At 62.6% G+C, this 13,491-nt stretch carries 13 protein-coding genes; 4 read left to right on the plus strand and 9 right to left on the minus strand.

Annotated elements, in window-relative coordinates:
* Positions 1–507: 507 nt before the first annotated feature.
* The 4 genes from N2604_RS18960 to N2604_RS18975 all read right to left on the minus strand — a co-directional run bounded on the left by N2604_RS18960 (position 508) and on the right by N2604_RS18975 (position 4,565).
* Entirely contained in the window at positions 508–1,272 is a 765-nt protein-coding gene (locus N2604_RS18960) for a M48 family metalloprotease (RefSeq protein WP_260376118.1), read from the minus strand.
* 875 nt (positions 1,273–2,147) lie between these two features.
* Positions 2,148–2,357: a hypothetical protein gene (locus tag N2604_RS18965; protein WP_260376119.1), complete on the minus strand. Its 210-nt coding sequence runs from the start codon at positions 2,355–2,357 to the stop codon at positions 2,148–2,150.
* A gap of 67 nt (positions 2,358–2,424) precedes the next feature.
* Positions 2,425–4,029, minus strand: coding sequence for a TRAP transporter large permease subunit (locus N2604_RS18970; protein WP_260376120.1), 1,605 nt, complete (start codon positions 4,027–4,029; stop codon positions 2,425–2,427).
* Complete coding sequence (locus N2604_RS18975) at positions 4,026–4,565, minus strand: TRAP transporter small permease subunit (RefSeq protein ID WP_260376121.1); 540 nt, start codon at positions 4,563–4,565, stop codon at positions 4,026–4,028. The genes N2604_RS18970 and N2604_RS18975 overlap by 4 nt, the downstream gene beginning before the upstream one ends.
* 149 nt (positions 4,566–4,714) lie before the next feature.
* Here N2604_RS18975 and N2604_RS18980 point away from each other — a divergent pair, with 149 nt between their 5' ends.
* Positions 4,715–4,882, plus strand: a complete 168-nt coding sequence (locus tag N2604_RS18980; protein ID WP_260376122.1) for a hypothetical protein — start codon at positions 4,715–4,717, stop codon at positions 4,880–4,882.
* Here N2604_RS18980 and N2604_RS18985 read toward each other — a convergent pair.
* Positions 4,879–5,115, minus strand: a complete 237-nt coding sequence (locus tag N2604_RS18985) for a hypothetical protein (RefSeq protein ID WP_260376123.1) — start codon at positions 5,113–5,115, stop codon at positions 4,879–4,881. The two genes, N2604_RS18980 and N2604_RS18985, sit on opposite strands and share 4 nt — an antisense overlap.
* A gap of 421 nt (positions 5,116–5,536) precedes the next feature.
* Here N2604_RS18985 and N2604_RS18990 point away from each other — a divergent pair, with 421 nt between their 5' ends.
* The 3 genes from N2604_RS18990 to N2604_RS19000 all read left to right on the plus strand — a co-directional run bounded on the left by N2604_RS18990 (position 5,537) and on the right by N2604_RS19000 (position 8,382).
* Positions 5,537–6,100, plus strand: a complete 564-nt coding sequence (locus N2604_RS18990; RefSeq protein ID WP_260376124.1) for a MarR family winged helix-turn-helix transcriptional regulator — start codon at positions 5,537–5,539, stop codon at positions 6,098–6,100.
* A gap of 184 nt (positions 6,101–6,284) precedes the next feature.
* Positions 6,285–6,959: a response regulator transcription factor gene (locus N2604_RS18995; RefSeq protein WP_260376125.1), complete on the plus strand. Its 675-nt coding sequence runs from the start codon at positions 6,285–6,287 to the stop codon at positions 6,957–6,959.
* 1 nt (position 6,960) lies between these two features.
* Positions 6,961–8,382 carry an ATP-binding protein gene (locus N2604_RS19000; RefSeq protein ID WP_260376126.1) on the plus strand — a complete coding sequence of 474 codons (1,422 nt, stop codon included), beginning with the start codon at positions 6,961–6,963 and terminating at the stop codon, positions 8,380–8,382.
* 127 nt (positions 8,383–8,509) lie between these two features.
* On the opposite strand, the gene N2604_RS19005 is transcribed toward N2604_RS19000, so the two are convergent.
* From N2604_RS19005 to moaA, 4 genes are all read right to left on the minus strand, one after another.
* Positions 8,510–9,799, minus strand: coding sequence for a M20/M25/M40 family metallo-hydrolase (locus N2604_RS19005; protein WP_260376127.1), 1,290 nt, complete (start codon positions 9,797–9,799; stop codon positions 8,510–8,512).
* Between the two features lie 118 nt (positions 9,800–9,917).
* Positions 9,918–11,573 carry a TRAP transporter large permease subunit gene (locus tag N2604_RS19010; RefSeq protein ID WP_260376128.1) on the minus strand — a complete coding sequence of 552 codons (1,656 nt, stop codon included), beginning with the start codon at positions 11,571–11,573 and terminating at the stop codon, positions 9,918–9,920.
* A gap of 27 nt (positions 11,574–11,600) precedes the next feature.
* Entirely contained in the window at positions 11,601–12,182 is a 582-nt protein-coding gene (locus N2604_RS19015) for a TRAP transporter small permease subunit (protein ID WP_260376129.1), read from the minus strand.
* 169 nt (positions 12,183–12,351) lie between these two features.
* Positions 12,352–13,386, minus strand: a complete 1,035-nt coding sequence (gene moaA, locus N2604_RS19020; protein WP_260376130.1) for a GTP 3',8-cyclase MoaA — start codon at positions 13,384–13,386, stop codon at positions 12,352–12,354.
* Positions 13,387–13,491: the final 105 nt, after the last annotated feature.

Raw genomic sequence — 13,491 nt, forward strand, 5'->3', positions numbered from 1 at the left:
CTCAGCCCAAATTCCCACGAAGGCCGTTTGCGTGCGCGATCCCTTCGGAGGCAATCGCGGTCCGTCACGCCGGTGCGACGGCGGTGGACCTTCAAACTCAATTCTTGTCTTGGCGCGGAAATTTCCGCCGCGGGCAATGTCAATCCGTTGAAAGGCGCGAGTTGCACCCTCAAGCGACAAGCCAACGGTGAGATGTCTTAGAGCGGCTAAAATGACAGCCGTTGAGAGATGTGGGAGCGGGTTTTCCTCGCTGGCAACGTGGCCAGCCATTTGTCATTTACGTCCTGCGTCCGCTCAGACGCTCTGCAATTACGCTGACTTCTCCCCAATTCTGAAATGAGCAGAGACGCGAGAAACGTACTCACGTCAAAATAGTTTCGCGAAAGCGCGGCGATATTTTGGCGACGATCAAACTCTGCAAAAATTTCAAGCCGCGCGGATTTTTGTCAGCACTCTTTGCCTGGTCAGCGAGCTTTCCGATATGCATCGTGTCAACTTACGCGAATGCTAATAGGCGAGGTTGAGTAATGTGCCGACGCGCTCGCAGGTGGGGGGATGGCTGCGAAGCAAGCGCATCGGATCGTGCACGAATGCGGACGAGCGCCTCGGCGCAGAGCCGGTGTGATGGCGCTCCAGCTTGTCGAGTGCGGCGATGATCGCTCGCGAGTCGCCGGTCAGCTCGAGCGCTGTTGCATCTGCATCCAGTTCGCGCACGCGCGACAGCGCGAGTCCAAGGAGCTGACCGAGAGTTGGCGCTGCGCTCAGCAGCGTCGCCAATGGGCCGCTTGTCATGCCACCGTGATGACGGCTGGTTCGCAGCAGCGCGAGACCGGCCAGCGAGGTCCAACCGATCGCGCGACGCAATGCTGTCGCCCAGCTCATCGTCCAGGAGTCATTGTTGCGGATATGAGCGACTTCGTGGGCCAATATTCCGGCAATTTCGTCGCGCGTCATGCCGCGCAGCAGGCCCTCGGTCAACACGATGGCGCTGCGTTCCGGTCCACCAAGCGCATAGGCATTCATGTCGCGCGGTGCCGGCAGGCAATAGAGATCCGGTAGTCGGACGAGGCCCGCTCGGCTGCAAACCCTTGTCAAGATGGCGAACAAGTCCGGCACCTCGACGTGGGACAGCAGGCGGGCGCCGAACCAGCGATACATGTTCTCGCGCGAGATGACCGTTTCGTCCGGACGGGGCGTGCTTCCCATGAGCGCCCGCTGCATTCCTTCGGCTCCGCCGACGATCCAGCCGCAAACGGCGAGGAGCAACGTCATTGAAAGGATAGCCAACTGAGATGATTGATGGTTCGCAGCCTGATGGGCGTGTCGCCGATGCCGCAACCGCCACTGGTCTTTCGGGCTCAGCTCGACACGGCATCGCAGGAAGACGCCTGGCTCTCCCGACGGCCAATGCATTTCCACGGTGACGGTAGGGCCGCACTGCAAAACGCGCAACATCTCTCGCGGTGCATGTCGCACCAAAGCGTACGAAATGCCCGGCGTGAGGCCGGCAACGACATCATGGCCGTGCCGATCACCACGCGACGCTATCGGGCATACGCCAGTGTTAGTCACCGCTGTCCCCCTTGTACACGCTCAAAGCGAAAGGATAAGGAGTTCCCAGTGCGTTGTCATGCCAGTTTCATGCCGAAGTCCCGGAATCCACAATGTCCGATCCGCTACGGTGAAAGCGCCATAGGTGAAATCTCAGGAACCGGGTTCCTGTTCAAGGTAAACGATGGTTTGGTCACATAATGCGCTTCGGACGCTACTGCGGCGGCGGGTCGCCGCTGGTGCCGGCAAGAACGGTCACGAGCACGGGCCCTCCCTCTGTCCAGCGATTTGAGAGCGCGCGCAATGGAAAGCTCGGCAACGAACAAAAGGATGCCAGACAGGAAGATGAGGACGGGTCGCGGGAAACCTGTTCCGCCAACACAGCGACGAGCCAATGCTCAACAATATGCCGGCAGCGAGAGGTGCGACTTCACGGCGAGCCAGTTCGATCGTCCGATCGCTTAGATGGATCTACCTGCAAGTCAGACCGACGCAGAGCTGGGAGCGACGAGCGACCAACTGGCGGAATTAAGAACGGCCTTTCGGGAGCATTGTATCAGGCCAGACTAGCGGCCGCCGAGATTGGTCTAACGCCGTCAGCGAACGACCCCGGCCGCGTCATCCGTGCTCGGAATGAGCCAATCGAGTCCGAGTAGGCCAGCTTCGAGCACGACGAAGGCGGCAATGCCGCCGAGCCAGCCGAAAAAGACGATTGAGAAGGTGGCCAGCAAGCTCGCGCAAAAGACGTCAGAGAGCACCTTGCAGATGCGCAGGTCTCGGTCTTGGCCGGTTGGGAAGTACGGCATCGGGCTGCTCCAGGCGCCAATCCTGAGCCTTGAACGAACTCCGTTCAGAAGCAGATGTTCCTTTAGATCAATTCTTCGGCTGGCCGAAATCGAGTGGCGGCGGCAGCTCGACGTCCGGAATCTCGATCTTGATCTTGTCCAGGTCCACTTTCACCGGCGCATCCAGCAGTGCCGTCACCGTGATCGGGAAGGCGATGACGACCGCGACCATGATCGCCTGCAGTCCGATCCAGGGCATTGCGCCCCAGTAGATGTCCGAGCTCTTGACCTCCTTCGGCGCCACGCCGCGCAGGTAGAACAAGGCGAAGCCGAAGGGGGGATGCAGGAAAGAGGTCTGCATGTTGACGCAAAGCATGACACCGAACCAGATCAAGGCGGCGTCTGCACCGACCACGGGGGTAAGCAGCTTCTGCGCGATCGGCGCGATCATCGGGATGATGATGAAGGCGATCTCGAAGAAATCGAGGAAGAAGGCGATGAAGAAGATGAACAGGTTGATGAAGATCAGGAAGCCCCAGACGCCGCCGGGCAGGGACGTCAGCATGTGCTCCAGCCAGACACCACCGTTGCAGCCGAGAAAGACGATCGAGAAGCATGTCGATCCGATCAGGATGAAGGTCACCATGCAGGTGATGCGCATGGTGGTCTCATAGCCCTGCTTGACCAGGGTGCGCAGGTCGGGGATCCTGATCGCCTCGATGCAGACCCAGGCCACCGCGAGATAGGCGACTGCAAAGGCGATCTTGAACGGCAGGTTCGGCGCGAAATAGATGCCGATGATGGTGCCGATGCCGGCAGCGGCGACGCCGAGGAGCAAGACCTTGTGGCCGGCCGAGCTGAAATCCTTGTGATGGATGACGGCGAGGACGATCGCGCCGACGGCGCCCATCGCGCCCGCTTCGGTCGGCGTGGCGAGGCCCAGCATCATCGTGCCGAGCACCACGAAGATCAGCACGGCGGACGGAATGATGCCCAGAAGGCATTTGCGCCAGAGCGCCCAGCCCTTGAGCGTCCTCGCTTCCCTGGGCACCGCCGGGACATGGCCCGGCTTGACGATGCTCAGAACGAAGGTGTAGCCCGCGAACAACGCGATCTGGAGGATCGATGGCCCCCAGGCGCCCAGATACATGTCGCCCACCGACTTGCCGAGCTGGTCCGCGAGCACGATCAGCACCAGCGAAGGAGGCACCAGCTGGGTTATGGTGCCGGAGGCTGCGAGCACGCCGGTGATGTAGCGCATGTTGTAGCCGTAGCGGATCATGACCGGCATCGAGATCAGCGCCATCGCGATCACCTGCGCGGCCACGGTGCCTGTGATCGCACCGAGGATGAAGCCGACGATGATCACGGAATAGCCGAGACCGCCGCGAACGGGGCCGAACAGCTGCCCCATCGAATCCAGCATGTCCTCCGCGAGGCCGCATCGTTCGAGGATCGCGCCCATGAACGTGAAGAATGGGATCGCCAGTAGCAGCTCGTTGGCCAGGACGCTGCCGTAGATGCGCTCCGGGATCGCCTGGAGGAAGCTGAACCCGAAAAACCCCAAATGAATCGCGAGAAATCCGAATGAAAGCCCGAGGGCGGCCAGCGTGAAGGCGACCGGAAAGCCGATCAGCATCGCCAGGACAAGTCCGCCGAACATCAGCGGCGGCATCATCTCGATCGTGATCATTGGGTCGGCCGCTCGTATTTCGCATCGATGGTGACTTCACCGCGCAAGGCGGCGGCGCGCTTGATGACCTCCGAGATACCTTGCAAAGCCACCATGAAGAATCCGGCCGGCAGGACAAACTTGATCGGCCAGCGCAGCAGGCCGCCGGCATTGTTGGACATTTCGCCGATGACGAACGAATTGTAGAACATAGACCATGACAGGTAGCTGAGCAGCAGGCAGGCCGGGACCAGGAAGACCAATGTCCCGATCAGGTCCAGCCAGAGCTGGCCGCGTTCGGAGAGCATGAGATAAAGGATCTCGACGCGGACGTGCTCGTTGCGCTTGAAGGTGTAGGATGCGCCGAACATCACGACGACGGCGAACATGTACCACTGCGTTTCGAGCCAGCTGTTCGAGCTGTAGCTGAAGGCGTAGCGGATCATCGCATTGGCAGCGCTGACCAGGCAGGCTGCGAGCACCAGAATATTGCAGATGCTACCGATCTTTTCGTTCAGCCAGTCGATCGCCGTACTTATCGCCAACAATGGGCGCATTGCAGACTTTTCCCCGCTCGCTGAGTGCTGAGCCCAAGCGAGCAGGACAGCGGTGCGGCATCAGCAGCCTTCCACGTCTGCGCGGGGAGCCAGTTCACCCTCCTGATGCTTCCGCTCGTTATTCTCGTTGTTTTCGCGGGGACATGTGGATGTCCCGGCCGCGCGTGAAGCAAGGCAGCTTTACCGTCGGCAACTTCCTGGTCAACCGAAAAATGGACAATCCGCAGCAGCTGCCGTTAAAATTGGCGGCTCCGACGATGGCGATCGAGGAGATGTTCCGAGATCGACATGCGCGCAGTTCGTCGAGGTCCCTCTAACCCTCGACGTCGTACTGCTTGCTGAGGTGATCGCCCATCTGGACCAGCATCGCAACGCATTCGGGATAGCCGGGCCGGTCCGAGGTCGCCCGATCTGCGCTGGCGCGAAATTCCCAGGACTTGCCATCGCGGAGGACCGAAATCGTCATTCCGTCGGGACAGTCGGCATGAACCTTCAGCTCGGCCTTCGCCATGGCGATGAGCTCGCTTTCGGTCTTGATGGGTTTGCTCATGAAGCTCGTCCTTTTGTCGAAAATTCTCAGAACTCTTCTGATTAGCTTACGCGAACCTGACAAGAGGCGGGCTCGTCCAGGTCATTGCCCATCAAGCTTGTCGGGAAGGGCTCCTGGAGACTCGTGTTATTCAGCAGCGAGAAGAGCTACTCGTGTTCTCGAACGCTGGAGACTTTGCGCCCACTAATCTCGAGGAGAGCGCGCGGTAGGTATTTCTTCGGTGTTCCTTTTACGGAACGATCAGGCTATCGGAATCTGGCAATCGGGCTGAAGTCGCTTGCGGTGTGTTTAGACCCTCCGACTTCGCGGTACGGTATACCGGATTCAACCAGTCCCGACGGGAATGCATCTTTCACTGAACACGGCGGCGTTCGATCGTTGATCGAGGTGCCAGGGCGGCCGTTTCCCGTGGGACCTCTCAATGCGACTGGCAATTGAAATCGTTCAACTCCTGATACAATCGGCCGACACCTGGCTTTTTGAAGAGACTTTCTCAGGTCTGAGCGATCGGGAATGGATGGCGTTGCGCTTTCTCGCCCGCGCAAACAGGTTCTCGCGGACGCCGACTGCTCTTGCGAGCTTTCTTGGCACGACCCGCAGTGTCGCATCGCAGATTGCCGCCGTGCTGCAGAGCAAGGGATTGATGGTCCGCAAACCGTCAGCTGAGGACAAGCGCTCGATTGCGCTGTGCATCACGGGCGAAGGGGAGAGGTTTCTGGAGCGTGACCCAATCAACGCCCTGCGGGATCAACTCGTGTCCCTCGATCTCCCCGATCAATCGCGCTTGCGCGATACGCTCCGCCGCGTCCTGGACGGGCTCGATGCTGTCAAGCGCCGTCACCGGGCCGACGTTTGCAGCCGATGCGTGTTCCTGATCGAGAACGGAGTGGGGAAGGACCGTAGCTTCAAGTGCCGGCTCTTTCGGAAACCCATCAGGGAAAGGGAGACGACCTTGCTGTGCACCTATTTCGAGGGGCGGAGCTAGAAAGCTCAGGTGCTCACGGTGCCTGTCGAGCAGGACGGATGGCCCGGTTCGATTGTCCTACACGAACCTGACAGGCGACCAGCCTGGTCGGGCACTTTTCGCTGGCCGAGGCGGCCGGAATGGTGGAAGAGAGCGAAGATGCCGCGGGCCCGTGCGGTGACCATGGGTATTCGTCGGGACTAGGATGCGCCTTCTGATCGTTGAGGACAATGCAGAACTGTCGCGGCTCGTTGCCGCTGGGCTGTCGACGGCCGGCTATGAGAGCGACATCGTCGGCAGCGCGGCCGAGGCGCGGGAGGCAGTGAGCAGCGTCAGCTACGCCGCGATGATCCTCGACCTCGGTCTGCCCGACGGTGACGGCCTGTCGGTGCTGCGCGAGCTGCGCCTCAAGATGGAGCCGCTGCCGGTGCTGGTGCTGACCGCGCGCGGCGGCTTGCAGGACCGCGTCACCGGCCTGCGCAGCGGCGCCGACGACTATCTCGTAAAACCGTTTGCGATGGAGGAGCTGGTGGCGCGGCTGGAGGCCATCCTGCGCCGCCCCGGCCAGTTGCTCGGCCGCTCGCTCACTCTCGCCAACCTCGTCTACGACACCGAGAGCCGCCAGATCTTCGTCGACGACCAGCCGCGCATCATCTCCGCGCGCGAGACCTCGGTGCTCGAGATCCTGCTGCGCCGGCAGGGGCGGGTGGTGCCGAAGAAGAACGTCGAGGACCACATCTTCGGCCTCGAAGGCGACGTCGCCTCCAACGCGGTCGAGGTCTACGTCTCGCGGCTGCGCAAGCAGCTGGCCGAGCACGGCGCCAAGGTCGTGATCCATACCATCCGTGGCGTCGGCTATCTCATGACAGAGGAGAAATAGCGTGGCCGCCACGGGCCGTGCCGGATCGCTGACGTTCAAGTCGCTGATCTCGCGCATCGTGTTCCTGCACATCGTCGCGGTGGCGGTGGTTGCCATCTTCCTGCCGCTGGTGTTGTTCTGGCTGCTCAACTCCGAGATTGACCAGCTGCATCGCGATGCCATGCGCGCGCAGGCCGAGGTGCTTGCGGAGCGCATCGGCGCGCAGCCGGACGGCACGTTGACCTTCAACCTGCCCGACAGCCTCAAGGGACTCTATTCGGACGCCTACGGACGCTATCAGTTCGATATTCGCGATGCTGACGGGCAGTTGCTGTTCTCCTCCCACCGACGCTCCGCCGCGACGGCGCCCTCCCGCTTCTCCGGCACCATCTCCGGCGCCAGCGTCACGCGAGACGTTGCCGGCAAAACGGTGCGCATCCAGGTCGCCGAGGACCTCGCGCACCGGGACGTCATCATCGATGATATCGTTTCGAACTTTTTCCGGCGGGTCGGGTGGATCACCATCCCGATCCTCCTGGTCCTGCTTGCCATCGACATCATCATCTTCCGCCGCGCGATTGCGCCGTTGTGGAAGGCCTCTCAGGAAGCCAGCAACATCGGCCCGGCCCGCACCGACATTCGCCTGCCGACCGAGCAGATTCCCCGCGAGATCGTACCGCTCGTCACCGCCGTGAACCAGGCGCTGGACCGCCTCGAGGCCGGCTTTCGCGTGCAGCGGCAGTTCACGGCGGATGCCGCGCATCAATTGCGCACGCCGCTCGCAATCCTGCGTACGCGGATCGAGACGCTTGGTGACGGCGCCGAACGGCAGGCGCTGCATGCCGACATCGAGGCCATGAGCCGGATCGTCGCCCAGCTGCTGGAGATTGCCGAGCTCGACGCCCTTGTGCTCGATCCCGGGGAGACCGCGGATTTGCGCGCCGTCTGTGCCGAGGTGGTCGGCTCGATCGCCCCGTTCGCGATCGCGCAACGCAAGGACATCGCGCTGAAGGGCACTGATGCGCCGGTGCTGATCCACGGCAATTCGGAGATGCTGCAGCGCGCGGTCTTCAATCTCGCCGAAAACGCCATCAAGTTCACGGCGGAGGGCACCACCGTCGACGTCGAGGTGGGCGAGGACGGCTCGGTGCGCGTGCGCGATTCCGGACCCGGCATCGCGGAGGCCGAGCGCGAGCTGATCTTCCAGCGCTTCTGGCGCGCCGATCGCCGGCGCAGCGACGGCGCGGGATTGGGCCTCTCGATCGTGCGCGCCGTGGCGGATGATCACGCCGCCACGGTCGCGGTGCAGAACCTCCCCGGCGGCGGTGCGGAGTTCACACTGCGGTTTCGGCTGGCGGATGCGCCAAAGCCTGTTGAGAAGAACTGGCGCGGCAGTGACGCTGCACCCTCTCCCCTTGTGGGAGAGGGTGGCGCACCGCGTTAGCGGCGAGACGGGTGAGGGGTTCTCTCCGCGATTCTCACTCTCGATTGAATGCGCGGAGAGAGACCCCTCATCCGGCGCGAACTGCGTTCGCGCCACCTTCTCCCACAAGGGGAGAAGGAAGAAGCCGCTATTTCAGCTTGCCCGTGGACAGATCCATGATCATGCGCGTCGCCAGATACAGCCGCGGCACGATGCTGTCGACCTGCACATATTCGGCATCGTTGGAGTGTGCGCCGAAGCCGGACAGGCCCATGCCTTCCACCACGGCTCCTTTGGACTGCAGCGCGGCAAAAGCCGCGTCGGTGCCGCCGCCGGTCGCCTTCTCGTCGACCTTGAGGGTCAGTCCGATCTCCCCATAGATCATCTTGCCATAGGCCGCCACGCGGCGCGAGGCCTCGCTGGCTTCCAGTGGCGGGCGGCGCACCTCGAACTTCAGGTCGACCCTGGAATCGGGCAGCAGGCGATTCTTGATCTTGTCCTGCAGCGCCTTCTGCAGCTCGTCGAAGTCGGACACCTTGAGCGCGCGTGCGTCGGCCTGGGCCGTGGCCTCGGCAGGAATAACATTGCGGTTGGTGCCTGATTTGGACACCGTCCAGTTCAGCTTCAGGCCCTGCTCGGGCTTGGACAAGTCCTTCATCTGCAGCACCTGGTGCGAGAGCTCGTACAGCGCATTCACGCCACCCTCGGGCCGTGCGCCGGCATGTGACGACTTGCCCTGCACGCTGAGATAGGCCGAGCCGATGCCGCTGGTGGCGAGGCGCAGCGTGCCGTCGGTGCCGCCGCCCTCGAACGAGAACACCACGTCCTGATCCGATGCGAGCTTGGTGATGGTGCTGCGCCAGCCGGGCGAGGAGATCTCCTCGTCGCCGTTCGTGAGCACCGTGAGAGTGCCGTAATCCCTGAAGTTCAGCTTCTGCAGCAATGCCACGGTATGGAGAATGAGCGCGACGCCCTGCTTGTCGTCGGCGATACCGAGGCCGTAAGCCTTGTCGCCGTCGATGCGGAACGGCTGGTCCTTCAGCATGCCCTTCAGGTACACCGTGTCCATATGGGCAATCAGCATGATCTTCCTCGTCCCCGTGCCCTTGAACACGGCGTGGACGGCCGGTCCGATCTTCTCAGGGGTGTCGTCGAGGCGATAAATGTCGGTGGGTTGCAGGATCTCCACCGTGCCGCCGAGCTGCTTGAGCTGACCGGCAACGCGCTCGGCGATCTGGTTCAGGCCTTCGATGTCCTTGCTGCCGGATTCGATGTTGACGAGATCGCGCAACGTGTCGAGCAGCGGCTGCTGCTCCTTTTGCGCCAGCATATGGACGTCGGCGACCGGCCCGGCGTGCACCAGCGTTGCGGCACAAGCCAGCCAGAGTGAGGCGATCAACGGGCCAAGGAACGTGGAAGCGGGGTGCGATCGGGGCATGAGCGGACATCCATGCGGGTGGGGGGACGGCCGGTATGCCTCCGATTCCGGTGCTTGTCACGCGCCGACGCGCGTCATGCGCCGCTTCAGCGGAGCATGACGGCGAGCCTCGTTCCCGCTACTTCTGCGGCGGGCCGAGATCCAGCGGCGGCAGCTCGATCTGCGGCACCTCGATCTTGATCGTGCTGGGATCGATGTTCGTCTGCACACCCTTGTAGTGCATCACCATCGACGGGAACGCGATCACGAGGCCGACCATGATGACCTGGATGACGACGAAGGGCACCGCGCCCCAATAGATCTGGCCCGTGGTGACGGGGTCCATCCGCTTGCCGGTGACGCGATCGGTGTATCGCTCCTTCGGCGCGACGGACCTGAGATAGAACAGGGCGAAGCCGAACGGAGGATGCATGAACGAGGTCTGCATGTTGACGCCGAGAATGACGCCGAACCAGATCAGGTCGATGCCGAGGTGCTCGGCCGCCGGTCCGAGCAGCGGGATCACGATGAAGGCCAGCTCGAAGAAATCGAGGAAGAAGGCCAGCACGAAGACAAAGGCGTTGACGAAGATCAGGAAGCCGATCTGGCCGCCGGGCAGCGACGTGAGCAGGTGCTCGACCCAGACGTGCCCGTTGACGCCGTAGAAGGTCAGCGAGAACACGCGGGCGCCGACCAGGATGAACACGACGAAGGCCGAGAGCTTGGCGGTCGATTCGGTGGCCTGCCGGATCAGGTCCCAGCTCAGCCGCCGCTTGGCGGCGCCGAGGATGAGGGCGCCGGCGGCACCCATGGCGCCGCCTTCGGTCGGCGTCGCAATGCCGATGAAGATCGTGCCCAGCACCAGGAAGATCAGGAACAGCGGCGGCACCATGACGAAGGTGGTCTGCTGCGCCATCTTGGACAGGAATCGGAAGCCGGTGAGCTTGTCGATGACCCAGTTCAGCACGGCGACGACGAACGCGAAGATGATGCCGTAGAACATGCTGAGCACGACGTAATCGGCGCCATGTACGCTCGAATTGCGCATCATGAACCATCCGAACACGCAGCTTGCGAGGAACAGCATGCCGAGCGAAACGAGGCCGCGGCCGCCATCCTCCTCGCGGAAGCCGATTGCCTCCTTCGGCAGGCCCGGCGTGGCTTTCGGGAAAACAATGCTCACAAGGAAGGCGTAACCGGCATAGAGGCCCGCGAGCACGAGGCCCGGGACGAAGGCGCCCTCGTACATGTCGCCGACGGACTTGCCGAGCTGGTCGGCCATCACGATCAGGACGAGCGAAGGCGGAATGATCTGCGCGAGCGTGCCGGACGCGGCGATGACACCGGCGGCCACGCGGCGGTCATAGCCATAGCGCAGCATGATCGGCAGCGAGATCAAGCCCATCGAGATCACGGACGCCGCGACCACGCCCGTCGTCGCCGCGAGCAGCGCGCCGACGAAAATCACGGCATAGGCAAGGCCGCCGCGGATGGTGCCGAACAATTGGCCGATCGTGTCGAGCAGGTCCTCGGCCATGCCCGACCGCTCCAGCACCAGCCCCATGAAGGTGAAGAAGGGGATGGCGAGCAGCGTGTCGTTGTTCATCACGCCGTAGACCCGCTCCGGCAAGGCCTGGAGGAAGTCGGGGTGGAACTGGCCGAGCTCGACGCCGATGATGGCGTAGAACAGGCCGACGGCGCCGAGCGAGAATGCCGCGGGATAGCCAAGCAGCAGCATGACGACCAGCGACGCGAACATGATGGGCGCCATATTGGCGATGAGGAATGCGGTCATGATTACCCCCTAAACCGTCGCCAACGGCTACTTCTTCTCGATCGCTTCGACGAGGTGCTCGACCTCAGCCTCCAGCGCCGATACTTGCGATTCATGGGGATCGGGAATCAATCCGCGCATCACCGCAATTCGCTTGATCAGCTCGGAAATGCCCTGGACGAGCAGGAAGGCGAAGCCGATCATGATCAGGGCCTTGGCAGGCCATTGCGGCAGGCCGCCGGCATTGCCGGATTGCTCGTTGATCTGGAACGAGCGAAGGAAGAACGGCACGCCCGTGATGATCATGACGATGCACAGCGGGATCAGGAAGAACAGGTGACCGACCACGTCGATGACGTTGCGCGCCGTCTTCGGCAGCGTGTTGTTCACGATGTCGATGCGGATGTGCTCGTTGTCGAGAAGCGTCCAGGGCGAGCAGAGCAGGAAGACGATGCTGAACAGCACCCATTGCAGCTCCAGCCACGAATTGGACGACGTGTCGAACGTCTTGCGAACGATCGCATTGACCGCCGAGATGACGACGGCGACGACGATCAGCCACGCCAGGCGCTTGCCCGTCCAGCGCGTGAACGCGTCAATCCTGCTGCTCAACTTTAGGAGCGCTTGCAACGATAGGTCCTCCCCGATTGTGCCCCGGCCGTCTTGACTGCGCCGAGCGGGCGCGTGGCTTATCTCGCCGCGCAGGCATGAGGCAGGCGCACCAAACCAGCGGGCGTGCCGCCAGTCAATCGGAAGTTTGTTGATAGTTAAGGGGAATAGGAGCCGCAGCCTAACGGCGTCAGCCGCCCGTCACGCTCATGTGCCTGGAGACGCTGGGGCGGTCGTGGCGGCGGTCGATGATGAAATCGTGGCCCTTGGGCTTCAGCCCGATGGCGCGGTCGATCGCATCCGCAAGCAACAGGTCGTCGCTGGATGCACGCAGAGGTTTCCGCAAGTCCGAGGCATCCTCGTGGCCGAGGCAGGTGTGCAGCGTTCCCGTGCAGGTGATGCGCACCCGGTTGCAGGATTCGCAGAAATTATGCGTCATCGGCGTGATGAAGCCGAGCTTGCCGCCGGTCTCGGCGACGCTGACATAGCGGGCCGGACCGCCGGTGGTCTCGGCCAGATCCGTCAGCGTGAATTGCTGGGCGAGGCGGGCGCGCACCAGCGACAGCGGCAGATATTGGTCAATGCGGCCCGATCCGATCTCGCCCATCGGCATCACCTCGATCAGCGTCAGGCCCATGCCCTTGCCGTGGGCCCAGCGCATCAGCGAAGGCAGCTCGTCCTCGTTGAGGTTCTTCAGCGCGACGGCGTTGATCTTGACGGCAAGCCCTGCGGCGCGCGCGGCCTCGATGCCTTCCAGCACCTTGTCGATTTCGCCCCAGCGGGTGATCTCGCGAAACTTCCGGGAATCGAGGGTGTCGAGCGAGACGTTGATGCGGCGGACGCCGCAATCGGCGAGCTCCCGCGCGTGCTTCGCCAGCTGGGTGCCGTTGGTGGTCAGCGTCAGCTCGCTCAACGCGCCGCTCGACAGATGCCGCGACAACGAGCGCACCAGCGACATCACGTTGCGGCGGACCAAGGGCTCGCCGCCGGTGAGACGCAGCTTCTTCACGCCCTTGGCGATGAAGGCCGTGCAAAGCCGATCGAGTTCCTCCAGCGTCAGGAGATCGGCCTTGGGCAGGAACGTCATGTCTTCCGACATGCAGTAGAAGCAGCGCAGGTCGCAGCGGTCGGTGACCGAGACGCGCAAGTAGGTGATGGTCCGCCCGAACGGATCGGTCATCGCGCTCGACAGCGCGGCGCGGGGGCTCGCGGGAAGTCCGTTCATAGCAAATGCCTTGTCACTTACGTCGACGGGCGCACCTTTGCTTCAAAGGTGCGGTCGAAGCAATCTAAGCATCGGACGCGGCTAGGACAATCGGTTGGTATACGC

The sequence above is a fragment of the Bradyrhizobium sp. CB1015 genome (genome assembly GCF_025200925.1).
Lineage (GTDB): Bacteria > Pseudomonadota > Alphaproteobacteria > Rhizobiales > Xanthobacteraceae > Bradyrhizobium.

What these genes read in the sequence shown, in the direction of transcription:
- N2604_RS18960 (WP_260376118.1), bottom strand. Translation starts at nt 1,272, where the DNA reads ATGACGTTGCTCCTCGCCGTTTGCGGCTGGATCGTCGGCGGAGCCGAA.
- N2604_RS18965 (WP_260376119.1), bottom strand. Translation starts at nt 2,357, where the DNA reads ATGCCGTACTTCCCAACCGGCCAAGACCGAGACCTGCGCATCTGCAAG.
- N2604_RS18970 (WP_260376120.1), bottom strand. Translation starts at nt 4,029, where the DNA reads ATGATCACGATCGAGATGATGCCGCCGCTGATGTTCGGCGGACTTGTC.
- N2604_RS18975 (WP_260376121.1), bottom strand. Translation starts at nt 4,565, where the DNA reads ATGCGCCCATTGTTGGCGATAAGTACGGCGATCGACTGGCTGAACGAA.
- N2604_RS18980 (WP_260376122.1), top strand. Translation starts at nt 4,715, where the DNA reads ATGTCCCGGCCGCGCGTGAAGCAAGGCAGCTTTACCGTCGGCAACTTC.
- N2604_RS18985 (WP_260376123.1), bottom strand. Translation starts at nt 5,115, where the DNA reads ATGAGCAAACCCATCAAGACCGAAAGCGAGCTCATCGCCATGGCGAAG.
- N2604_RS18990 (WP_260376124.1), top strand. Translation starts at nt 5,537, where the DNA reads ATGCGACTGGCAATTGAAATCGTTCAACTCCTGATACAATCGGCCGAC.
- N2604_RS18995 (WP_260376125.1), top strand. Translation starts at nt 6,285, where the DNA reads ATGCGCCTTCTGATCGTTGAGGACAATGCAGAACTGTCGCGGCTCGTT.
- N2604_RS19005 (WP_260376127.1), bottom strand. Translation starts at nt 9,799, where the DNA reads ATGCCCCGATCGCACCCCGCTTCCACGTTCCTTGGCCCGTTGATCGCC.
- N2604_RS19010 (WP_260376128.1), bottom strand. Translation starts at nt 11,573, where the DNA reads ATGACCGCATTCCTCATCGCCAATATGGCGCCCATCATGTTCGCGTCG.
- moaA (WP_260376130.1), bottom strand. Translation starts at nt 13,386, where the DNA reads ATGAACGGACTTCCCGCGAGCCCCCGCGCCGCGCTGTCGAGCGCGATG.